Below are 21,681 nucleotides of genomic sequence, written 5' to 3' on the forward strand. Positions count from 1 at the left end.
ATATGCATATATATCACGTAAATACGTATTTATTAACGACTAATAACAAAATACATACTTCAGGGAAAACATTTTGAAAAAATTAAATTTATTAGCAATCGGTGTTAAAACCGCATTGTTTGCAGGGGCCGTTACAGCCAGTGGTTTTGCAATGGCTGCAGATGAAGAAACCGTAGAAAAAGTAGAGCGTATCCAAGTTACAGGTTCTCGTATCAAACGCTCAGATATGGAAGGTGCAGCCCCAATAATTAGTATCACAGCAGCTGATTTGACAGACAAAGGTTTCGTGACTGCGTATGATGCTATTCAATCTTTAAGTGCCGCTACCGGAACAAATCAAGGGCAAGCCTTTGGTGGTTTTACAGCTAATGCAGAAACAGTTAACTTTCGTGGATTAGGTCCTAACCGTACTTTAGTTCTTCTTAATGGTAAACGTGTCGCGAATTATCCTCGCGCCTATAATGGCCAAAATAATGTTTTTAATCTTGCAACCATCCCAATGGCTGCTATTCAAAGAATTGATATTGTAACTGGAGGACAATCTGCAATTTATGGTTCTGATGCGATTGCGGGTGTAATGAATATCATTACTAAACGAGGCGTTGAAGAAACAACTCTGAATATTGGGGGTTCTACCACAGCCCATGGCGGTGCTAATAATAAAAAAATATCACTTGTTACCGGCGGTCAAAGTAATGATTTCAATTGGACTCTTGCATTGGATCATGATGTACAAGATGCGCTAATGGCAAAAGAGCGTTCTTGGTTAGATGATCGTTTTGATCGCCCTTCAGATATAAAGGATTACCCAGAACACGCACTAGTTATGCCTCGTACCTTGATGGCAATGCAATTTGATGATGGTTGGAAATATTTAGATCCAGGTAAAGAAGCATGTGATCAGTTTGATAGCCTGCAACATGCAAACCGCCCCTCTCGTGGTTATTATTGTGGAGTTGATGCTTCAGGTACTTCAACTATGATTAATGGCCGTAAAAATTCATCTATTTATTTCAATAGTAGTTATGAAATAAATGATGATCACCAGTTTAATGCTGATATTTTGTTTTGGAACTCTGATTCTGAACGTGAGGGATCTCAGTTTTGGGATACGCGATTTTTACGAGATGAAATTGTTGAAGGCCCAAATTATTTAGGGAGTGGTTATTTCTATACCCCTGGTGACGGTAACTATAATTATCTTCAGCGTACTTTTCAGCCGCAAGAAATGTTCGGAAAAGGGAATACAAGTAAGTTTGATGAGCAAATGCTTACTACTACTTTAAGTTTCACAGGAACAGTTCTTGAGGATTATGATTACGAAGTTTTTGCTTCTTATAGCCAATCAAAAGATGAGCAATCTGGATACCGAGTTAAAAAGGAAGTCGGCTCTGACTACTTTGTGGCTTATGATGCAGAAAGTGGTGCGCCATCGATTAACTGGGACAGATGGTTTACTCCCTTAGACGAAGCTGGGTTTAATGAAATATTTGGGTTGAATAACTCAGAATCAGATTCAAGCGTCTTAACAACAGGAGCCAATATCACTGGTGATTTATATGAATTACCAGCAGGTGCAGTCGCATTCTCGGCCTTAGTGGAATACGAAAAGTCAGAATATGATATTAATGTGAATCCTCGTACTTTAGGGAAAGAAGGGCAAGGGTGGGCCGGTTTAACTGGAACGGAAGGTTCCGGTGAGCGTGCTCGAACAGCTATCGCTCTTGAGCTTTCAGTACCTGTCATAGATGGTTTATTGCTGAATTTAGCTGCTCGTTACGATAATTATAATGATGATACTCAAGTGGGTGGTGCTCCAACCTATCAAGTTGGTGTTGAGTATCGTCCAGTTGATGAACTATTACTTCGAGCTAACTGGGGAACTACATTCCGTGCTCCAGATTTACATAATGTATTTAAAGATCCATCAGGCTCTTATTCAAGTGTTACCGACTATACATTGGTAGCTTCTTGTAATGCAATCGCAGAAGGAAATCCTGGAGGGGTGTTAATACCTGGGGCTGATATTGATAGTTTAACCAAGACATGTACGGAAGACTTTAATGAAAGTTATACTGTATTCGGTGTTTCTCAAGGTGAGAAAAATCTAAAAGAAGAAACCGGTGAGTCATTAACAATTGGGTTTGTTTGGCAACCTCTTGATAACTTAAGTATGACTTTTGATGTTTATAATATCTTAATGGAAGATGCAGTTAGAACATATCCAACAGATCGTGTAATGCGTCAGGAGCGTGATTGTTTAGCTGGTACTGAAGATATTAATAGCAACCTTTGTAAAGATACATTTAGCCGATTAGATCGCTATGCAGATACTGGGTTTAATACATCATATAAAGTGAGAGAAACACGCTCTAGTTTTATAAATGCAGCTATGCAAGAGCAAACAGGCTTTGATTTCCAGTTAGATTATGACTATGAAATTGCTGATTTTGGTGTGGTTGGTTTCAAGACTGAATACTCACATGTTCTTAAAACTGAGCGCCAGACATTTACCGGTGATGAAATAGAGAAAGACTATCGCGATGATTACCAAAACAGTGAATTTCGCTCAAAAGTTACTAATTCTTTAAGCTATGATACTGATGAATGGCATTTTGTTTTAACTCAATATCGTTATGGTTCATTACCAAATGATGTAGATGAAGATGATTGGACTCAAGTTGAAAAGCGCCGTTATGCACCGTTATTTATGTATAACTTAGGGGTTTCTTATGAAATAAATAGCAGTAACTTAATTCGTTTAGGTGTAAACAACTTAATGGATTCAAGAGCTCGTTATGATGCATCAGAGCAAGGTTCTCCTTATTTCAATATATTTGCTTATCCTAGTACAGCGATAATTAAAGGACGTGAGTTTACTTTAAATTATACAGTTACATTTTAATTGAAAGTAGTTGTTGTAAAAAGCTCTGAGAAATAACCCTGATTAGTTAGGTGTTTTCCACCTGCACTAATTGATCTATTTTCAGAGTATAAAAAATCCGATAAGTTATCTTATCGGATTTTTTTATACTTGTTTCACACTTCTTAGATATCATTAGCAGTTGGTAGCTTTTTATGATTTTTCTAAACTGATTCTATTGAACAACTTCTAAACATATTTGTAGCTCCAGTTAGGTATAGGTTTTACTCTCTATAAAGTATTTAGTGCTCACAGTTAAAAACTTTGAGCACTTTAACTTGATCGCTACAACCACAACGGTGACAGAATAGCTATTGAGCCGAAAGGTAATGTATTTTATAAATTCACTAAGCCAAAAAGCAGAAAGCAAAGCTCAAGTTCAAGAGATTTTTCCTTCCTTTGCTTTAATCCGCTATACTCCTCGCTCTTTTTTAAGGGGTGAAGATGGAATACCAATTTGTCCGCGATCCTATCTTTGGGTTTCGCGCAAAATTTACTGATGAGCAAGCGTTATTTGGCCGCTGGTTGACGGAAGAAATCAATACCGATCGACAGCAATTAACTGCTTTGCTGGGGTTAATCGAACAAGTTAAAGCGGTGCAGGTTAATGAGCTAAAACTACTTGGTAAAGAAGTCAGTTTAACATTAAGTGATGCTGAAGCGCTGCTTGAGGCCAATATTCTTCATCAAGGAGATGAAGATATCTCTATGTATCAAGATGATGCATTGGCATTGGATGAAGACGGCTTGCTGGCTGTGTGTGGTTATGAAGACTTTGTGGCATTAATCCATGCTTGGTGCGAATTTATTCGTTTTAGTATCACGCCTTAATTCACACCTTTAATACTGATATTAATTACTTGAGCATATTGAGCTTTTTTTGTGTGAGCTTAGTTAATTTAGCGTCGACACTATTAAGAGCAAGCCAGCCGAATATGTCTTTGGCTTCAACCTCTTTATCATGTTCTAAATACAGGCTAGCTAAGTTGTAATGTGCCCATAAAAAGTAGGGGTCATTGTTATCTTTGTTGTGAGCATCAATAAATGCATTCAGGGCGACGATCCCGTTATTAAGCTGTGTTTGGTTTTGTAATGCAAAAAAGCCCATATAATAGCGTGTCATTTGCACTAAAGAATGCGGGTACTGCTGTGACTCAATAAGCTGGTAGCTATAAAGTAGTGCCTGCTCTGCTAGATCCTCTTCTTGTTTTTTTATTAACACTAAACCAATATTGAGATGCAGCAATAGGTCATCTGGAAACTGTGTTTTGGCTTGCTCTACAAGCTCTGCTAGCTCATCTGAATTGCTATGAAAGGTTGATTTTGCTAACAGATGATAACGAGGTGAGCGCTGACTTAATTGTTCCAGCCAATAATCACCATCATCGTCACCACCACCGAACAACCAAGGTGTTAAATGGTAGTAACCAGTTAAATGGAGCATAAAAAAGCCATTGTTGGGTGCGAGTTCTTGCGCGCGGGTAAAGTGTGTTTGCGCTTTATTGCTTAAACTAAAGGCGCTGAGGTAGCTTTCTTTTGCTTCTTCCAAACAGGTTTTAGCATACATAAAATGCGCAGCCGCAAGATTGGGTGCTTGTTGTAAAAATTGCTTGCTCAAAGTGTGGGCTAAAGAAAAGTTTTCATGGTTTAGGGCGCGATCAATATCAAAAATAGTTTGTCGTTGGCTAGCATTGAGGTCGCCAAGTTCGCCTTGCTCGACCAGTGCAGTGAGCGCCGCTGTTGGCGCGAGCAGTGATGATACCGCGCTGTTTGCGTGTAAACTCAAGGCTAGGAAACAGCAAACGATAGCGGCTTTAAATGCGATGCTCATAACAATAAATCCTTAAATATCAACAATGCTTAGCATATCAGTGTTTCATGGGTTTGAAAAATACCCATTGTAGGAATTTGTAAGCATTCGTTAACCACTTTGTTTTGCTTCGAGTAACTTGCTGAGCGCTTCAATGCGCTGACTCATGCCGAAAATGATTTGGTCTTTGAGTTTATCTTTCATCGCAGCTGGCAGGCGAGTTAACACTATGGGTGACAGTGAGAGCAAAATGGTATCTTCGCTTGCTTGTGCGTTGATACTGCGATTACGCCCAGCAATAAAGCTGCCTTCACCAATAAATTCACCGGGCAAAACATTACTTAATTCAACCTGATCGTTTTGTCGGTACATGGTCAGTTGGCCGCTGAGCACTAAATACAAGTTTGCATCGTGATCGTATTGCTGAAATACAAAACGATGCTGTTTGACTAAATATAATTGTGAAAAGGACTCAAGCAGCACTTGGCGCTCATCTAAACTGAACACTTTAAAAAACGCTAAACGGTTGATAATTTCCATCCGTTTTATTAGCGGGATATTTTCTATTAATTTCATAACAAAAGCGAAACTGAACCAACAGCTAAATAGGTTAATCGTTAAGGTTGCGCTCTTTTAACTTTCTCGTCAAGGTATTGCGACCCCAGCCAATTTTGATCGCGGCATCTTGTTTATGACCATTACAGTGCTGTAATGCGGTGTTAATAAGTTTAACTTCAAGCTCTGCTTGCACGTCGGGCCAAATATTTTCGCGGCCTTTTTTGAGTTCTGCATCGAACCAAGCTTGAAATTGGCTCAGCCAATCACCAGATGCAGCATGCTGAATCGGATTAGTTAAAATCTCCGGCGGTAAATCGGCTTCGGTGACAGTTTGCCCCGGTGCCATAACGGTGAGCCAGCGACAGGTATTTTCAAGTTGCCTGACATTACCTGGCCAGTGAAAAGCTTTGAGTTTTTGGCATGCATCAGAGGCAAGAATTTTGCTTTCGACTTTTAGCTCTTTGGCACTTTTAGTTAAAAAGTAATGAGCAAGTTTTTCTATGTCTTCAGTGCGCTCACGTAAGGCAGGAAGTTTTAAACGAACAACATTTAAACGATGGAATAAGTCTTCACGAAACTTACCTGTCGCAGCTAGTTCTTCTAGATTCTGATGGGTGGCGGCAATAATGCGTACATCGACCTTAATGCTTTGATGGCCGCCCACTCGGTAAAATTCACCATCAGCCAGCACTCGTAGCAATCGAGTTTGTACATCTAATGGCATATCGCCAATTTCATCTAAAAATAAGGTGCCGCCATTGGCTTGTTCAAAGCGGCCTTTTCGCACGCTGTCAGCCCCGGTAAAAGCGCCTTTCTCATGACCAAATAGTTCCGATTCAACTAATTCTTTAGGGATCGCGGCCATATTGAGGGCGATAAATTCTTTTTCTTTGCGTGGACTGTGGTTGTGAAGCGCCCCTGCGACTAATTCTTTACCTGTGCCGGATTCTCCGTTAATTAACACACTCATGCTTGACGCCGAGAGTTTACCGATTGCTCGAAACACTTCTTGCATCGCAGGCGCTTCGCCGATGATATCTTGGGTTTTTTGTTCGGGTATTTTGTTTTTCTTTTTCAGGCCCTGATTCGCGCGACAGGCGCTTTCAACTAAATTAACGGCTTCGTTAAGATCAAATGGTTTGGCTAAGTATTCAAACGCACCTTTTTGAAATGCTTGCACGGCTGAATCGAGATCAGAATGGGCAGTCATAATGATGACAGGTAAGCCTGGGTTGTTTGTACTGATCCCTTCAAGCAATGTCATGCCATCCATGCCAGGCATACGAACATCCGACACGAGTACTGTTGGTTGACTGTATTCTAAGGCGCTTAAAACAGACTCTGCGCTGGCAAAGCTTTCGGTTTGAAAACCGGCGCGGCTCAGTGCTTTTTCAAGAACAAACCGTATCGACGCATCATCATCAACCAGCCAAACTGTTTTCATTTATCACTCCAAACGCATTCTTTGTTATTGTTGGTTAACAAAGGGTAGATATATATTAAATTCTGTATGGCCTGGCCAACTTTCACATTCGATATAACCATCGTGTTGATCGATCAACGTTTGTGCGATGGCTAAACCGAGCCCTGAGCCACCATCTTTGTTGGTGACCATAGGGTAAAAGAGTGTGTCTCTTATTGCTTTGTCGATTCCAGGGCCATTGTCTGACACTTTAATCATTAAGGCATTCTTCATCGCTTTGTTGTGAATGCGCATATGGTGACGAATGCGAGTTTGCAAGGTGATTTCACCGCCTTCGGTGAGTGCTTGCTGCGCATTTCGCACGATATTGAGCACAACCTGTTGAATCTTGCCTTGATCAATAAAAATATCAGGAATACTCGGATCATAATCTTTAATCACATTGATTTGACTGTGATTTGATAGCATTGTCAGTTTTACTACTGACTCAAGAGTTTGATGAATATTGCACCAGGTTTTATTCGGTAGCTGATTTGGTCCAAGCAGGCGGTCGACTAGCTCTGTCAATCGGTCAGCTTGCTCAATGATCAGCGTTGCGCATTCATCTCTTTCTTGTTGATCAACCTCGTATTGCAATAACTGCGCCGCTCCGCGAATTCCACCTAAAGGATTTTTTATTTCGTGGGCTAAACCGCGAATAAGCGTACGGGCAGCAATGTATTGATGCATTTGATGTGAGGCTTTGTCGTGTTTAATTTCTTCATCAAGCGCTCTACATTCGAGCATAATATAAGGGTTGGATTCGATGGTGATCTTGCGACTGCTTAAGGTTATTTTGGCATGGCGAGAATCAAGGAAAACCGCGTCAGCTCTGTGTTGGTGGCAGTCACTGCCTTCATTTAAGGTATGGCTAATAATGCGTTTGATGTCGATGTTGTGATAGTTAAATAATGACTCAAACTCTTGGCCTAAAAAGCGCTTATGGCCCAATGCAAATAACTCACTCGCGCTGTCGTTTGCATAAACAACAATGAGCTGCTCATCAAGCAAAATAACGGCCGTGGCTAGATTTTCACAAATAGAAAGCAAGGTGTCGTGTTTGAGAGTTTTATTTTTGGGCATCTTTGCACCATTTTAGTGCGTTGCTATTTGAGTCGTATTTCAGCTATCACTTTGCTCTAGCAACGGAAAATTAATCATGAAGTTATTTGAGCTGAAAAACAGATTATCATGAGGCTATTATACGTGAAAGTGTTGATTGCGTGGGATTGAATACGTAATCAAAAAATGATTAGAGACCTTTACGATGTAAGTAAATCGTCACGATTTCACTTTGACCGATTTCTTTTCCTTTGGCATCAATTAACTTTAATTGCAGCGTGTGTTCGCCGCGATCAACGTTACGCAGTGCAAAAATAGCTGAGCTTTTTGGGGCTTGAGTGGCCATGCCATCTAAGTACAATTGAATTGAGAGACCGCTTTCAAAACGTGGACTTACTTTTCCGCTGACGTAAATGGAGCCTGTATTGTCTCGAATGGTGGCTTGATCTTTAGGCTCTGTGATTGAAATACTAAACTGAGTTTGAGTGTCTTGTTGTGATTCTGCTTTGTATAAAGTACTGGTATCAACGGCTTGCATATCGACTGTATTGATATTGAGATTCAACTCTTCAGAACCTTTTTGAGGAGTATCAGAAAAAACAAGCACGCCTTTAGCGTCACGCCAAACGTAGATTTTTTTCTGGCCAGCTATAGAAGGAGCTGCAAGTAGCGTCATGCAGACAGCAAATAGTATTAAGCGTTTTGCCACCTAATTTTCCTTCTATTTTTATAGCTTGTTATTGAATAGTTAATAACTTTATATGATTAGCGCTAATTTTGCTATAAAAAAAGCCTGCGAAGCAGGCTTTGGAACACACATTGAAACAAATAGTTAGCTTACTTAGCAGCTGTAGTACATTTCAAACTCAACTGGGTGAGTTGTCATGTTTAATTTTTCGACTTCTTTACTCTTAAGTGCAATGTACGCATCGATTAGGTCGTCAGTGAATACACCACCTTGGGTTAAGAACTCACGGTCAGCGTCTAGAGAATCAAGTGCTTCTTGTAATGAACTTGCAACCTGTGGGATTTCAGCCGCTTCTTCTGCTGGTAAGTCGTATAAATCTTTATCCATTGCATCGCCAGGGTGGATCTTGTTTTTAATACCGTCAAGGCCAGCCATTAGCATTGCAGAGAACGCTAAGTATGGGTTTGCTGTTGGATCTGGGAAGCGAACTTCGATACGACGTGCTTTTGCAGACGGAACAACAGGAATACGGATAGATGCAGAGCGGTTACGTGCAGAATATGCAAGCATAACTGGAGCTTCAAATCCTGGCACTAAACGCTTGTATGAGTTAGTAGAAGCGTTTGCAAATGCATTGATTGCTTTAGCGTGCTTGATGATGCCGCCAATGTAGAATAATGCTTCTTCAGATAGACCTGCATACTTATCACCAGCGAATAAGTTTACGCCGTCTTTTGCTAAAGATTGGTGACAGTGCATACCTGAACCGTTATCGCCAACAACAGGCTTAGGCATGAAGGTTGCTGTTTTACCGTATAAATGAGCCATGTTATGAATAACATATTTCATTTCTTGGATTTCATCAGCTTTTAAAACCATAGTATTGAAGCGAGTCGCGATTTCATTTTGACCGGCTGTTGCTACTTCGTGGTGATGCGCTTCAACTACTTGACCCATTTCTTCAAGGACTAAACAAGTTGCTGAACGCCAATCTTGGAAATCATCAACAGGTGCTACTGGGAAGTAACCACCTTTTACGCCTGGACGGTGACCTGTGTTGCCATCTTCATAGCTTTTATCTGAGTTCCAAGCTGCTTGCTTAGAATCGATTTTGTACATAGAACCAGACATGTCAGTTTTGAATTTAATGTCGTCAAATACGAAAAATTCAGGTTCTGGTCCAAATAAAACAGTGTCCGCAATACCTGTAGAGCGCATGTATTCTTCAGCACGCTTTGCAACAGAGCGTGGATCGCGCTCGTAACCTTGCAATGTAGATGGCTCAACAACATCACAGCGAACAATCAGTGTTACTTCTTCAGTGAACGGGTCTAATTTTACAGACTCTGCATCTGGTAGTAAGACCATGTCTGATTCGTTAATGCCTTTCCAGCCGGCAATTGAAGAACCATCAAACATTTTACCATCTTCAAAGAAATCTTCGTCAATTTGGTGATGTGGAATAGAAACGTGCTGCTCTTTACCTTTGGTATCAGTAAAGCGTAAATCGATAAACTTAACGTCATTTTCTTTGATAAACTGTAAAACTGAATGAGACATGCGTCCTCCAAACTGTGTGTTGTTTAATATTATTTGCTTTTGCAATTTTTCATTCTATAAGCTCAATGTGTGCCAACTTTTCAACTTCATGATAAATATGGAATTTATATTTTTAGATGCAGTGTTGACTCATTTTGGTGCACCACTTTGATCGTTGATTGCACCTTGTTGGTGCGTTGAAATGCCCAGAAATTATAGTCCAAAATGTTCTTTTTATTGGTTTATTTCACCTAAGTACGATTTTTATCTCTTGATGAAAAAAATAGAAAAACATTTCTGTGCGTAACTAAATGTAATCCATCACTAATTGTGTAATAAAACAGCAGTAATCTAAGCTTTTTTAAATAAAGTTTAAAAAATTCTGTTGGATAAACTTTCATCCCTGCCATTATTAAGGGATAATATGCGACCATTTTTTTTAAACGCTATGCCGCTTGTTTTTCGATTCTTTTTGAATGTCGAACAAAGAGCGTAGATATTTTAGGATCAGCCAGATTAATTCTACTGAGTAAGTTTATGAGCATCGAAAAGTTAAGAAATATCGCGATTATCGCGCACGTTGACCACGGTAAAACAACCTTGGTTGATAAACTGCTAGAGCAGTCAGGTACGTTAGAAACTCGCGGCGGTAATGAAGAGCGCGTCATGGACTCTAACGATATCGAAAAAGAGCGTGGTATTACCATTCTTGCAAAAAATACTGCAATTTCATGGAATGATTACCACATCAATATCGTAGATACTCCAGGACACGCCGATTTCGGTGGTGAAGTTGAGCGTGTTCTTTCGATGGCTGACTCAGTATTATTACTTGTTGACGCGCAAGAAGGTCCAATGCCACAAACGCGTTTTGTGACACAAAAAGCATTCGCGCAGGGTTTAAAGCCAATCGTTGTAATTAACAAAATCGACAAGCCTGGCGCTCGTCCTGATTGGGTTATGGATCAAATCTTTGATTTATTCGATAACTTAGGTGCAACTGACGAACAGTTAGACTTTAAAGTAATCTATGCATCAGCTATCAATGGTTGGGCAACATTAGATTTAGACGAGCCATCAGATAACATGGAACCTATGTTTAAGATGATCGTTGACGAAGTATCTCCACCAGATGCTGATCCTGAAGGCGCATTCCAAATGCAAATTTCTCAGCTTGATTACAACTCGTATGTAGGTGTAATCGGTGTTGGTCGTATCAAGCGTGGTTCTGTTGCTGTGAATCAACAAGTGACTATCATCAGTGCTGACGGTTCAAAACGTAACGGTAAAATTGGTTCAGTTCAGAGCTACCTTGGTTTAGAGCGTATCGAAACTGAGCGCGGTTATGCGGGTAACATCGTAACAGTAACCGGTATTGGTGAGCTGAAAATCTCTGATACTGTTTGTTGTCCAAACAATGTTGAAGCTTTACCACCATTAAGTGTTGATGAGCCAACAGTAACAATGACGTTCTCTGTTAATAATTCACCATTTTGTGGTAAAGAAGGTAAGTTCGTAACTTCACGTAATATCCGTGAACGTTTAGATAAAGAATTAGTACATAACGTTGCACTTCGTGTTGAAGACACAGCTAACCCAGATAGCTTCCGCGTATCGGGTCGTGGTGAATTACACTTAGGTATCTTAATTGAGAACATGCGTCGTGAAGGTTACGAGCTAGCTGTTTCTCGTCCTGAAGTAATTTTACGTACAGTAGATGGCGTTCTTGAAGAACCGTACGAAACAGTTACCATTGACTGTCAAGAAGAGCATCAAGGTTCTATCATGGAGCAAATAGGTCTTCGTAAAGGTGAACTAACTGACATGTCTCCAGATGGTAAAGGCCGTATGCGTATGGACTTTATGATCCCTAGCCGTGGTTTAATCGGTTTCCAAACTGATTTCATGACGCTTACATCTGGTTCTGGCCTTATGTATCACACATTCGATCACTATGGTCCTCACAAAGGTGGTGAGCTAGGTGTTCGTAAGAACGGTGTAATGATTGCTAATGCAACAGGTAAAGCGCTAACAAACGCATTATTTAACTTGCAAGAGCGTGGTAAATTATTCATCGGTCATGGTGTTGAAGTTTACGAAGGAATGGTTATCGGTATTCATAGCCGTGATAACGACCTAACAGTTAACGCCCTTAAAGGTAAGCAACTAACTAACGTTCGTGCATCAGGTACTGATGAAGCGCAAACGTTAACGCCGCCATTGAACTACACACTTGAGCAAGCGCTTGAGTTTATCGATGACGATGAATTAGTTGAAGTGACACCTCTGAATATCCGTATTCGTAAACGTCACTTAACTGAAAGTGATCGTAAGCGCGCAGGACGTGCACCAAAATAATCGTATGATTAATTTAAAAAACCCGCTGAAAAGCGGGTTTTTTTATGAGCCAAATAAATTTTTTACTGAGGATTTTGTTTAGCCAGTTTTGTTCATTTGCTCAATGAATTTATTTGAGTCAGCGATTGATTTGTTCATGTCTGTCATCAGTGATTGGATATCACGTTTAAGATTATTAAATTCGCCTTTAATGGCGCTGATTGCTTGAGCATTGAGGTTATGCTTTAGATACAAAACATTATCTTGCAAAGCCGACAAGACAGGGGCCATTTTTTTCTCTGATGTTCGCATCGAACGAAGTAATTTATCAAACTGGCGTTTAGTTTGGTTGAGCTTTTTTTCGCTTTCACGTTTGAGATTAGCGTTGGAATATTGTGCTAATTCTTCATTCCATTCATCAAACAGTGCTTCAGCGACATCTTCAACTTTATTAATGCGATTAGAGACATCTTCAGCTGCTTTTAAGCTGGATTCATAATCATCATTAAGCTCTTCGTATACAGTTTGTAACTCACCACCATCAAAATTAATCAGTAAACTGAGACGTTCAAGCGCAGACTGAAACTCTTGTTGTGACACTTCTTGGGATTCTTTCGCTTCTTCAACGCGATCGACTAAAATATCACGTTTGTGAACACCTACTTTTTCCATTGCCGAATAATAAGCTGTTTGGCAGCCGGTTAATAACAATGCCAAACTGGCAGCAAGTAATATTTTTTTCATTTTAAAAACCTTTTAGTGCCAGTGGATAAGTTCACTGACTTAACTCTGTAATTTATACGGATGCATGGTATCTTAATATTAACAGATTAAATCATAACAGAATAAATTGATATGCAAGGTAAAATTAGTCAATTCATCACCTTAATCAGGCCCGTGATGCGCCAGCATTGGGCATGGTGGCGTTTATACTTTAAGCGTTGCAGTGAAGACGCGATTACAGTTAATGCGGGTTATTTAGCATATGTCACCTTACTTTCTTTAGTGCCGCTAATGGCGGTTGCCGTGGCTATTTTTTCTGCTTTCCCAGTCTTTGAAACGCTTAGAGAGGGGATAGAAAACTTTATTTTTACCAATTTTGTCCCGACCTCAAGTGAGGTGATCCGTGAACATATTGGTGCTTTTGCTGGTAATGCCAGTAAGATGACCACAATAGGTGTGGGCTTTTTGGTGGTCGTGGCGCTTTTTTTGATCCGTAACGTTGATGGCACATTAAATCGAATTTGGCGAATTGAGAAAAAGCGTAATCCAATGATTTCATTTGCTATTTATTGGATGGTGCTCACTCTTGGACCAGTCTTGCTTGGAGCGAGTATTGGTGTCACATCCTATATTATTTCACTGGCCAGTATTGCCGATCAGGGGATACCGGGTCTGAGTGGATTTATATTGACCTTAATCCCATATTTTATATCTATAATTACCTTTACGTTACTTTACACCGTCGTGCCAAATACCGAAGTGCCTTTTAAAGCTGCGTTACCAGGGGCGCTTTTTGCGGCCATCTTGTTTGAAATAAGTAAGCAAGGTTTTGCACGTTACGTGAGTGAGTTTCCATCATATGAAGTCATTTATGGTGCATTGGCTACAGTACCTATATTGTTTGTTTGGGTGTATTTATCTTGGATTGTCGTGTTGCTCGGTGCTGAGGTGACGGTGTGCATTCAGCACTCATTAGATCGGAATCAACAAGTTGAGCTTGAAGAGGTCGACTCTCTAGAGTGAGGATAAGCGCCTAAAAGATGTGTGGTTGGTTTAAGTTAATTAACAGGATGACCATTGATGGCAACACTTTATGAGATCACTGACGCGATTAGTTACCATATTCCGGTTGGACAAGGACATCAAATTCATGTCGAGCAATATGGCAATCCAGAAGGACTACCTGTTTTAGTTTTTCATGGTGGCCCCGGTGCTGGGGCCAACGTATTAAACTGCCGCTATTTTAACCCCGATAAATACCGCATTATTTTATTTAGCCAGCGAGGTTGTGGTTTATCAACACCTCATTTTGATTTTCAATTTAACACTACCTCTTATCTGGTATCTGACATTGAAGTTATCCGGGAGCAGTTAGGCATCAAAGCATGGTTGATAAGTGGGAACTCATGGGGGGCAACACTGGCGTTGTTATATGCCATCGCTCATTCCGATAAAGTGTTGGGGATGGTGTTACGAGGAACTTTTTTAGCCCGTCAGCAAGACTATGAATGGTTGTATTCAGCGCATGGCAGTGCACAGTTATTCCCTGATTATTATGCCAAGTTTAATCCTAAGCAGCTCCCGTGGACTGAGTTACTCAGCGATTATCAGCAGCAATTAAATAGCTCCGATCAACTAGCTCAAATCAAAGCTGCTAAAGCATGGTGTGAATGGGAGATGGTGCTATCGGGTTTATATCCAAAATATACTCAGCAGTTTCAAATTTGCGACAATCAAAGTGCCACTAACTTGGCATTGTTGGAGTTGCATTATTTTAGTAATCAATGTTTTATCGAAGAAAATTACATCATGAACCATCTTGGTGCAATCAAACATCTTCCGATTCACCTGCTACATGGTCGGCATGATTTTGTGACGCCATTAAGTGGAGCGTATGCTTTATCCCATGGTTTAAATGCAAAGCTTGATATTTTAAACGATGTTGGTCATAGCAGTGAAAATGTAGTGTACGCCCAAGCTATGCGCCGTGCGGCAGATACTTTATATTGTAAGGCCAAATTAAGTTACCAAAAAATATAGAGGTTGTTTTGATTGCAGTAATTCAGCGCGTCAGTGAGGCAAAAGTGGTAGTCGCAGGGCAAACTGTGGGTGAAATAGGGCAAGGTTTATTAGTTCTGTTAGGTGTTGAAAAAGCCGACGAAACTGAGACTGCCGACAAGCTATTACACAAGGTAAGCAGTTATCGTGTTTTTAGCGATGAGCAAGACAAAATGAATTTAAGTTTACTGGATATTGAAGGGGAGTTACTGGTTGTCTCGCAGTTTACCTTGGCTGCGGACACGAAAAAAGGCATGCGTCCGAGCTTTTCTAGTGCAGCAACGCCTGATCATGCCAAAAATATGTATGAGTATTTTGTAGAGCAAGCAAAGATGAAAGGGCTTAATGTAGCGACTGGGCAATTTGGAGCAGATATGAAAGTCCACTTAGTGAATGACGGACCAGTGACGTTTCGTTTAGAGGCTTAACCACATAATATGGTTCGCATAACCCGGAATTTTTTCGACCTGTACGTCAATTCCAAATGCAGCCCGCAATAGGCGTTTTAGTTGAATTATTTGCGAATCATGTTGCGCTAAAAAGTTAATAAAAAGGCTGCCATTTAAACTCAAGATATGACTCAGTGATTCATAAAACTCTTGATTAAATAAAAAAACGGGCGCATCTATTTGACTGAAAATATCGATGATGACCCAATCAAACGTCCGTTTTACTTTTATTTCATTGAGCGCATCTTGGCAATGTAAGCTATTAGACGCTTCTCCACCAAAATATTTTTTATAGCAATGGATTATTTCAGGGTTTTTCTCTGCGGTAATAATTTCAGCTTGTGGGTAGTGAAACTGAAGGTAATTACGTATCGCGCCTGCGCCAAGCCCGATTTCAAGCACGGACGAAGGAGCGGGGAGATGCCGCCAGATATTTGAAAGAGTCTGTAAATGCGGAAACAGCAAATGATCCGGTTCATCAATCTGAATCACGGATTGCAATACTTCATCAATTAACAACCATCGCAGCTGTTTAAATTGTCGTACTTGCACATTTTGGCCCAAATGTTTATGCCAATAAATCAGCTGGCCAATTTCATTGCAATGACGAATGAAGTGGGGTTGAATCGCGCCTGTTTCGGCTTGCACATATTTCATAGTCTAATCAGGATAGTAGAGCATTTTATCTCTGTCACGTTTTGTGCCAAAGTGGTGCAATATGACTATTTTATCTCAGTGGTAATTGATGTAAGGTGAACCACAATCACACCCAGTGAAAAATAAAAAAGTCTTTATAAATCAAAGAAGGTGTCAATATGTTTCAGGTTACGACTCCGCAAAGTAGTCAAGATTGGCAAGATTATTACCAGCTGCGCTGGCAAGTATTACGCGCTCCTTGGCAGCAGCCTCGCGGCTCAGAGCAAGATGACTTAGAGCAAGATTCAGAGCATCGCTTTATCCGTAACACGCAAGGTGAAGTGTTGGGAGTGGCGCGTTTGCATTTTAATAATCACCAACAAGCACAAGTTCGTTATATGGCGGTTGCTGAGCAAGCGAGAAACCAGCACATCGGAAGTCGCTTATTACATGAGTTAGAATTAATTGCGTGGACACAAGATGCAGAGCAGCTCGTTTTATTTGCTCGGGAACGTGCTCTGGCCTTTTATCAACGTCATGGTTATGAAGTTGCAGAGAAAGCGCATTTGGCCTATGGCGATATACAGCATTTTAAAATGGTAAAAAATAGACCCTCTGAACCGGGTTGGTTCCGTCATCCGGATTGGACGCAAGTACTACAAAATACATGGCGTGAAGCAATTCCAATTAGTGATGCGATGGGGATAAAAGTGCACAGCTACACAGACTGGGAATTCTCAACTCAGGCTGATTTTGCGGCCAATGTGAATTTACACGGCTCGATGTTTGCGGGTTCAATATATAGCTTAGCCACGTTAACAGGTTGGGGGGCGACTTATTTAGCGCTTAAGGAAGCTGGATTAGAAGGTGATATCGTGCTGGCTGATGCCAACATTAAATATCTTAAGCCATTAAAAACAACACCTCGAGCAACGGTGGTACTCACTGAATGTGAAGGGGAGTTAAGTGCTATTACTCAAGAAGGTAAAGCGCGCTTTACTGTGCCCGTCACTGTATTTGATGGCGAGCGTAAAGTGGCTGAATTCATGGGGCAATTTGTGGTGATTCAACCAAACTGATCCTGTCCGGTTGCTTTCGACAGCGCCTTGTTGATACAAGGGCGCTGTCTGGTCATTTATAATAAATCAGTTAATAAAATGCCGACGCCGAACCGCTCGATATCAGCGTTATAATCAATTAAGCTCTCGCCATAACCATTAAAATATTGCGCATAACCACGTAATCTTCCCCAAAGTGGAAATGACCAGTCGAGCTGGATAGCTCCGCGATTATCAGAACTGATGTTATTGCGAGTCATAAAGCTAAATTCATGCTCTTGGTAGCGATAAGCACCAGAAAACTCCATATAACCCATGTACTTATAAATATCTGGATTATCATCTCCTTTGGGATCCATAGGATCTGATTTTTCATTTTCAGGAATGCGGTACCAAGGCTTCAAGCTAAATACAAAACCACGGTTTTCCCAAATAAAATCAGCATAAATACGATTCCAAGAGCGAGAGTTGGGTTGGCTGCGGCCGTTTGATTGGTGGACAGCGCCAAGAACAATGGCCATCTCATCACCCCAAAGCACATGCTTTTTATCAAGAAAGTTTATCCAGAAAATTTCCGGTTCGTAATTGGTTTCACGAAACGGTGAGGAGATTTCTTTATTATAAACTTGCCAATAAGACTGTAATGTAAAACCAAAATAAATCGCCTGATCTTTGTCTGAAAAATCATTAAACAAAGGCACCTTTATTGATAGCTGGTATTTGGCCTCTAGGTTATCCAGTGGTTCTTCTTTGTTATCATCAAGTCGGTCATAACGATTGAAAGGTGCGGAATTAGGATCATCCATGTAGGTCAGCGGTAGAATATAATTTCTACGGTGCGGCGTAATGACATTACGATTATCTTGTGAATAATGCTCGCGAGCCATACGTTTATCTAAAGCTGTGATTGCACGTGCCTCTTCAGGATTTTGGCAATTTTGCTTAATTTGTCCAATGGTCCGGCTATCATCACTGGTGAGCAGTTCAGTTAATACACATTCTTTAATTGCATCTACTTTTTCTGTCGGTGCTGGAGCTTCATTAGCAGATAACAAGGTGCTGTGGGCGCTTAACCAAAACAAAAATAGGGTAATCTTATTCATATTGTTATTATTTGTCTGTCGTTATGAATGAGTAGTATATCGTGATGAGAAAAAAAAGTATTAACTTCGTCAAAACAATCATGATGAAAGGCGCTAGGTAGTTATTGCAGAACCATATAAAAAGAAAGGCTGCGACATACATGTCGCAGCCTAGATTTGCCACGGGATACATGGCTACTCTCACGCAATTAGAGTTCGGTTACTTATAATTCGGTGTAATTGGTAAAAAACTTGTACAGTTCAGTGCCTTGATTGACGCTCGCTGAAGCAAAATGCAAAATTGCGATTGCATCGTGGTCATAGGTCAAAGTGTGTAAAGGGGTTTCACTTAAATAGCGCTCCATGCGCAAAATATTCGCAATCGGATCACCTGCTTTGATATGACTCCCTAATGGTGCCAAATACTCCACCATGCCCCCCATAGGCGCATAATAAGCAATATAATCATCAAGGTGGCAGGCGTAACGGGTCATTGTGACCGGGCGATATTGCCCATTGTTAAATGTTTCTTTATACGTGAGATAACTTAAAATGCTGAGCGCGTCTTCTTTGGCGGCAGCGAGATCGATTTTTTCTTGCGATCCTAATTCAACAGTAAATGCTTCAACAGCAACATCAAACTCTCGACCTTGTTTGGCAAAGGCGTGACTTAAATCCCACCATGGGCAAAAACTCGCTTCATCTAATGCCCCTGCAAAACCGTTATCAATCAATAGGACATGCTCAATGTTGAAATAGCTCGCACTGTTTTTTGCATAAGTTGGGCAGTATAGGTGCTTGCTTGAAATCGGCCCTGTGTGCAGATCAAGAACGATATCAGCATGATGTGCGAGGCGCTGCAAATTATAGGCGATGCGTTGGCCTGTTGTGAGCTGATAAGCTGGACCACTGAGTTTATCATCAAGTGTATTGATTATCGTTTGGCGAAACTCCTTGATAACAACGTCGTGGCTACTGTGAATATGTTGCGCCGCAAATTCATCAACTAAGTGGGTTGTATCATAATACATGCGGTTCCAATTAGTGCCGGTAATTGGGTCAAAACGCCCGAGAGTGAATTCACCTGATTTTTGGTTGCAACCAATCGGATTCGCATAAGGAACTAAGGTAAAGTCAGCACGTAAATCAAGGTGTTTAAGTTGCTCTAGTAGCTGGTAAATAACGGCGTTACCTTGCACTTCGGCACCATGCATATTGGCTTGGATAAATACATGGGGCCCGCTGCCATCTCCTTTGATCCGATAAACCGGTATCGTCAGTGGTAAACCATTGGCTATTTCGCCGACTAAGATGTTTTCTTGACTGATTTGATTCATGGCATTATCTCAAATAGTAATCAGCACTTTCGCTTTGACGAATACAGCTGACAACCTTGTTCTCTATTACATATTCAGCAGCGAGTTCATGGCATAAAAAATAAGGCATGCTCTCGGTAAATCCGTATGCACCGACTTGGCTAAAGACCAAATGATCGGTGTTATGCACATCATTAGGTAGCAAGTGCTCACCTAGGCTGTCGAGCGCAGTACAAAGCGGGCCGTGTACTAGAAACGCCTGTGTAGGTGCTGACGAATGGCGCAGTAATTGCGCCGGAAATGCTTGATTGGTCACCGCAGGGCGTAAAATATGATGAATGCCACCGCGAGTAATCAATTGGTGATGACCAAAATTCTCTTTTTGTTCAACCACAGGATTGATGTAATGGCCGCATTCTCCCACTGCATAGCGACCCAGTTCCATCCAAAGCTCTTTGACGCCAGCCGCTTGCTTTATGGTTGCAAGCGCATCAACTAACACAGGCCAATTTAACCGAGCGTCGTTTGTTTGGTAGGGGATGCCCAATCCGCCGCCTAAATCGAGTACATCAAGTTGAAACCCTAACGTTTGCGCTAATTGCTGCAAAGGAGGCACCATTTGCGACCACAGTTGCGCAAGTTTTTCGGTACTGAGCAGATTGCCCCATTGGAAAATATGTAAACCGACAAAGTTTAGCTGGGGGTAATCGGCAATGGTTAAGGTCTGCCATTGCTCACAGCCTAAACCAAATGGCGTTAAGCTATTGCCTCCTAGCGGGTTTTTTTCGCCATCAGGCCAGCGAAGCTGAACCCGAAGAAGAATATCGAGTTTCACTTCGTTGTCTTGTGCCGCTTGATTAAGCCACGTGACTTGATTCAAGCTCTCAGCAACAAAAGTGCGCACGCCTGCGCCAAGAAAGTGCGCAATTTGTAGCTTACTTTTTGCAGGGCCGGTATTGAGCACTCGTTCGGCAGCGATCCCTTGTTTTAATACCTGATTTAGTTCACCACTGCTGGCGACATCAAAATTAAAACCGCATTTATCTAAGGTTTGGATCACCTTTGATAACGGGTTCGCTTTCACTGCGTACCAGAGCTTGACCACATTTTGTTCCGTCAACGGCTTTAGGTGGTTACTTAGTTGGTCTAAATCATAGATAAAAAATGGGTTCTGCTCAGTCTCAACCAATTGGTTGATATGACTACGAACATGAGTGCTCAAAAAACTCATTAACGTAATACCTCTTCCAGTGCTAATGATGCATTTGATTGCTCGTCGCGATATTTCACAATCAAAGCACAGGACATGTTTAATCCTTGATTGCGACCCCATTCACTTGAAGCAGGGCGAGAGCCGGGGACAACAATCGCATATTCTGGAATTGCTTCACCACGTTCAAGTTGACGCTCATTCACGCAGTCATACACAGGGATAGTCGCAGATAAACGGACACCCGGAGCGAGGACCGCACCTTTTTTAACGACTACACCTTCAACAATGACGCAACCTGCACCAATAAAAGCGTCATCTTCAATCACTACTGGGCTTGCACCTACTGGCTCAAGTACCCCACCTAATTGTACCGCGGCACTCAGGTGAACATTTTTACCTACTTGCGCGCATGAACCGACTAATGCATGACTATCAACCATAGTGCCGCTGTCGATGTATGCACCGATGTTGACATAGGCTGGAGGCATAATAATGGTGCCCGAGGCGACGTAAGCGCCTGGGCGTACACTGCTTCCACCTGGGACCATACGTACACCGTCTTCAGCTGAAAAGCCACGTACAGCAAGATTGTCTTTATCAACAAAACCACCAGGGAATTCAATGTTAGTGCCATTTTTAAAGACATCTAAAATGCCTTTTTTCACGTCAACATTGGCATGCCAATCGCCATTTTCATCTTGTGTTGCAGCACGTACAGTGCCCGCTTCTAAATTTTGTAATAATGCTAACCAGCTCATGAATAGTCC

General features: G+C 41.2%; 19 protein-coding genes. 7 read left to right on the forward strand and 12 right to left on the reverse strand.

Annotation, left to right across the window (positions count from 1 at the left end; translation table 11 throughout):
• Positions 1-73 precede the first annotated feature (73 nt).
• Both PULV_RS12775 and PULV_RS12780 read left to right on the forward strand, forming a co-directional pair.
• The gene (locus PULV_RS12775) at positions 74-2,905 is read left to right on the forward strand and encodes a TonB-dependent receptor plug domain-containing protein (protein WP_193331909.1); all 2,832 of its coding nucleotides are present in this window, start codon (positions 74-76) and stop codon (positions 2,903-2,905) included.
• Positions 2,906-3,367: 462 nt separating this feature from the next.
• Positions 3,368-3,754, forward strand: a complete 387-nt coding sequence (locus PULV_RS12780) for a YacL family protein (RefSeq protein WP_086744810.1) — start codon at positions 3,368-3,370, stop codon at positions 3,752-3,754.
• A 25-nt stretch (positions 3,755-3,779) separates the two neighbouring features.
• On the opposite strand, the gene PULV_RS12785 is transcribed toward PULV_RS12780, so the two are convergent.
• The 6 genes from PULV_RS12785 to glnA all read right to left on the reverse strand — a co-directional run bounded on the left by PULV_RS12785 (position 3,780) and on the right by glnA (position 10,063).
• Positions 3,780-4,754, reverse strand: coding sequence for a tetratricopeptide repeat protein (locus PULV_RS12785; RefSeq protein ID WP_086744809.1), 975 nt, complete (start codon positions 4,752-4,754; stop codon positions 3,780-3,782).
• Positions 4,755-4,844: 90 nt separating this feature from the next.
• Positions 4,845-5,309 carry a Crp/Fnr family transcriptional regulator gene (locus tag PULV_RS12790; RefSeq protein WP_193331910.1) on the reverse strand — a complete coding sequence of 155 codons (465 nt, stop codon included), beginning with the start codon at positions 5,307-5,309 and terminating at the stop codon, positions 4,845-4,847.
• 34 nt (positions 5,310-5,343) lie between these two features.
• On the reverse strand, positions 5,344-6,735 hold the full coding sequence (gene glnG / locus PULV_RS12795; RefSeq protein ID WP_193331911.1) for a nitrogen regulation protein NR(I): 1,392 nt from the start codon (positions 6,733-6,735) through the stop codon (positions 5,344-5,346).
• A gap of 24 nt (positions 6,736-6,759) precedes the next feature.
• Entirely contained in the window at positions 6,760-7,836 is a 1,077-nt protein-coding gene (gene glnL / locus PULV_RS12800) for a nitrogen regulation protein NR(II) (protein WP_086744806.1), read from the reverse strand.
• Between the two features lie 169 nt (positions 7,837-8,005).
• The gene (locus PULV_RS12805) at positions 8,006-8,524 is read right to left on the reverse strand and encodes a DUF4124 domain-containing protein (protein WP_140372857.1); all 519 of its coding nucleotides are present in this window, start codon (positions 8,522-8,524) and stop codon (positions 8,006-8,008) included.
• Between the two features lie 132 nt (positions 8,525-8,656).
• Positions 8,657-10,063: a glutamate--ammonia ligase gene (glnA, locus tag PULV_RS12810; protein WP_086744804.1), complete on the reverse strand. Its 1,407-nt coding sequence runs from the start codon at positions 10,061-10,063 to the stop codon at positions 8,657-8,659.
• Positions 10,064-10,579: 516 nt separating this feature from the next.
• Here glnA and typA point away from each other — a divergent pair.
• The gene (typA, locus tag PULV_RS12815; protein ID WP_086744803.1) at positions 10,580-12,400 is read left to right on the forward strand and encodes a translational GTPase TypA; all 1,821 of its coding nucleotides are present in this window, start codon (positions 10,580-10,582) and stop codon (positions 12,398-12,400) included.
• A gap of 78 nt (positions 12,401-12,478) precedes the next feature.
• Here the strand turns inward: typA and PULV_RS12820 are convergent, their stop codons facing one another.
• On the reverse strand, positions 12,479-13,123 hold the full coding sequence (locus PULV_RS12820) for a DUF2959 domain-containing protein (RefSeq protein ID WP_193331912.1): 645 nt from the start codon (positions 13,121-13,123) through the stop codon (positions 12,479-12,481).
• Between the two features lie 111 nt (positions 13,124-13,234).
• Here PULV_RS12820 and PULV_RS12825 point away from each other — a divergent pair, with 111 nt between their 5' ends.
• From PULV_RS12825 to dtd, 3 genes are read left to right on the forward strand one after another with little or no spacing between them, the layout of a single operon-like run.
• Positions 13,235-14,125, forward strand: coding sequence for a virulence factor BrkB family protein (locus PULV_RS12825; protein WP_193331913.1), 891 nt, complete (start codon positions 13,235-13,237; stop codon positions 14,123-14,125).
• A gap of 57 nt (positions 14,126-14,182) precedes the next feature.
• A complete protein-coding gene (gene pip, locus PULV_RS12830) occupies positions 14,183-15,142 on the forward strand; it encodes a prolyl aminopeptidase (protein ID WP_193331914.1) in 960 nt (319 codons plus the stop codon).
• Positions 15,143-15,150: 8 nt separating this feature from the next.
• Complete coding sequence (dtd, locus tag PULV_RS12835) at positions 15,151-15,588, forward strand: D-aminoacyl-tRNA deacylase (RefSeq protein ID WP_193331915.1); 438 nt, start codon at positions 15,151-15,153, stop codon at positions 15,586-15,588.
• Here the strand turns inward: dtd and PULV_RS12840 are convergent.
• The gene (locus PULV_RS12840; RefSeq protein ID WP_193331916.1) at positions 15,577-16,266 is read right to left on the reverse strand and encodes a spermidine synthase; all 690 of its coding nucleotides are present in this window, start codon (positions 16,264-16,266) and stop codon (positions 15,577-15,579) included. The two genes, dtd and PULV_RS12840, sit on opposite strands and share 12 nt — an antisense overlap.
• 158 nt (positions 16,267-16,424) lie before the next feature.
• Here PULV_RS12840 and PULV_RS12845 point away from each other — a divergent pair, with 158 nt between their 5' ends.
• Positions 16,425-17,324: a bifunctional GNAT family N-acetyltransferase/hotdog fold thioesterase gene (locus PULV_RS12845; RefSeq protein WP_086744797.1), complete on the forward strand. Its 900-nt coding sequence runs from the start codon at positions 16,425-16,427 to the stop codon at positions 17,322-17,324.
• Positions 17,325-17,380: 56 nt separating this feature from the next.
• Here PULV_RS12845 and PULV_RS12850 read toward each other — a convergent pair whose 3' ends face one another.
• From PULV_RS12850 to PULV_RS12865, 4 genes are all read right to left on the reverse strand, one after another.
• On the reverse strand, positions 17,381-18,406 hold the full coding sequence (locus PULV_RS12850; protein WP_086744796.1) for a phospholipase A: 1,026 nt from the start codon (positions 18,404-18,406) through the stop codon (positions 17,381-17,383).
• A 203-nt stretch (positions 18,407-18,609) separates the two neighbouring features.
• Positions 18,610-19,722 (reverse strand): succinylglutamate desuccinylase/aspartoacylase family protein, encoded by a 1,113-nt coding sequence (locus PULV_RS12855; protein ID WP_193331917.1) that lies wholly within the window; start codon positions 19,720-19,722, stop codon positions 18,610-18,612.
• 4 nt (positions 19,723-19,726) lie between these two features.
• Positions 19,727-20,932, reverse strand: coding sequence for a PLP-dependent decarboxylase (locus tag PULV_RS12860; RefSeq protein ID WP_193331918.1), 1,206 nt, complete (start codon positions 20,930-20,932; stop codon positions 19,727-19,729).
• Complete coding sequence (locus PULV_RS12865; protein ID WP_193331919.1) at positions 20,932-21,672, reverse strand: 2,3,4,5-tetrahydropyridine-2,6-dicarboxylate N-succinyltransferase; 741 nt, start codon at positions 21,670-21,672, stop codon at positions 20,932-20,934. Before PULV_RS12865 ends, PULV_RS12860 begins: the two co-directional genes overlap by 1 nt.
• Positions 21,673-21,681: the final 9 nt, after the last annotated feature.

Source organism: Pseudoalteromonas ulvae UL12, from assembly GCF_014925405.1.
Lineage (GTDB): Bacteria > Pseudomonadota > Gammaproteobacteria > Enterobacterales > Alteromonadaceae > Pseudoalteromonas > Pseudoalteromonas ulvae.

Coding starts and splice junctions, on each gene's coding strand:
- PULV_RS12790 (WP_193331910.1), bottom strand. CDS start 5,309: ATGAAATTAATAGAAAATATCCCGCTAATAAAACGGATGGAAATTATC.
- PULV_RS12850 (WP_086744796.1), bottom strand. CDS start 18,406: ATGAATAAGATTACCCTATTTTTGTTTTGGTTAAGCGCCCACAGCACC.
- glnA (WP_086744804.1), bottom strand. CDS start 10,063: ATGTCTCATTCAGTTTTACAGTTTATCAAAGAAAATGACGTTAAGTTT.
- PULV_RS12785 (WP_086744809.1), bottom strand. CDS start 4,754: ATGAGCATCGCATTTAAAGCCGCTATCGTTTGCTGTTTCCTAGCCTTG.
- PULV_RS12825 (WP_193331913.1), top strand. CDS start 13,235: ATGCAAGGTAAAATTAGTCAATTCATCACCTTAATCAGGCCCGTGATG.
- PULV_RS12865 (WP_193331919.1), bottom strand. CDS start 21,672: ATGAGCTGGTTAGCATTATTACAAAATTTAGAAGCGGGCACTGTACGT.
- PULV_RS12860 (WP_193331918.1), bottom strand. CDS start 20,932: ATGAGTTTTTTGAGCACTCATGTTCGTAGTCATATCAACCAATTGGTT.
- typA (WP_086744803.1), top strand. CDS start 10,580: ATGAGCATCGAAAAGTTAAGAAATATCGCGATTATCGCGCACGTTGAC.
- glnL (WP_086744806.1), bottom strand. CDS start 7,836: ATGCCCAAAAATAAAACTCTCAAACACGACACCTTGCTTTCTATTTGT.
- PULV_RS12840 (WP_193331916.1), bottom strand. CDS start 16,266: ATGAAATATGTGCAAGCCGAAACAGGCGCGATTCAACCCCACTTCATT.
- PULV_RS12820 (WP_193331912.1), bottom strand. CDS start 13,123: ATGAAAAAAATATTACTTGCTGCCAGTTTGGCATTGTTATTAACCGGC.
- glnG (WP_193331911.1), bottom strand. CDS start 6,735: ATGAAAACAGTTTGGCTGGTTGATGATGATGCGTCGATACGGTTTGTT.
- pip (WP_193331914.1), top strand. CDS start 14,183: ATGGCAACACTTTATGAGATCACTGACGCGATTAGTTACCATATTCCG.
- PULV_RS12780 (WP_086744810.1), top strand. CDS start 3,368: ATGGAATACCAATTTGTCCGCGATCCTATCTTTGGGTTTCGCGCAAAA.
- PULV_RS12855 (WP_193331917.1), bottom strand. CDS start 19,722: ATGAATCAAATCAGTCAAGAAAACATCTTAGTCGGCGAAATAGCCAAT.
- PULV_RS12845 (WP_086744797.1), top strand. CDS start 16,425: ATGTTTCAGGTTACGACTCCGCAAAGTAGTCAAGATTGGCAAGATTAT.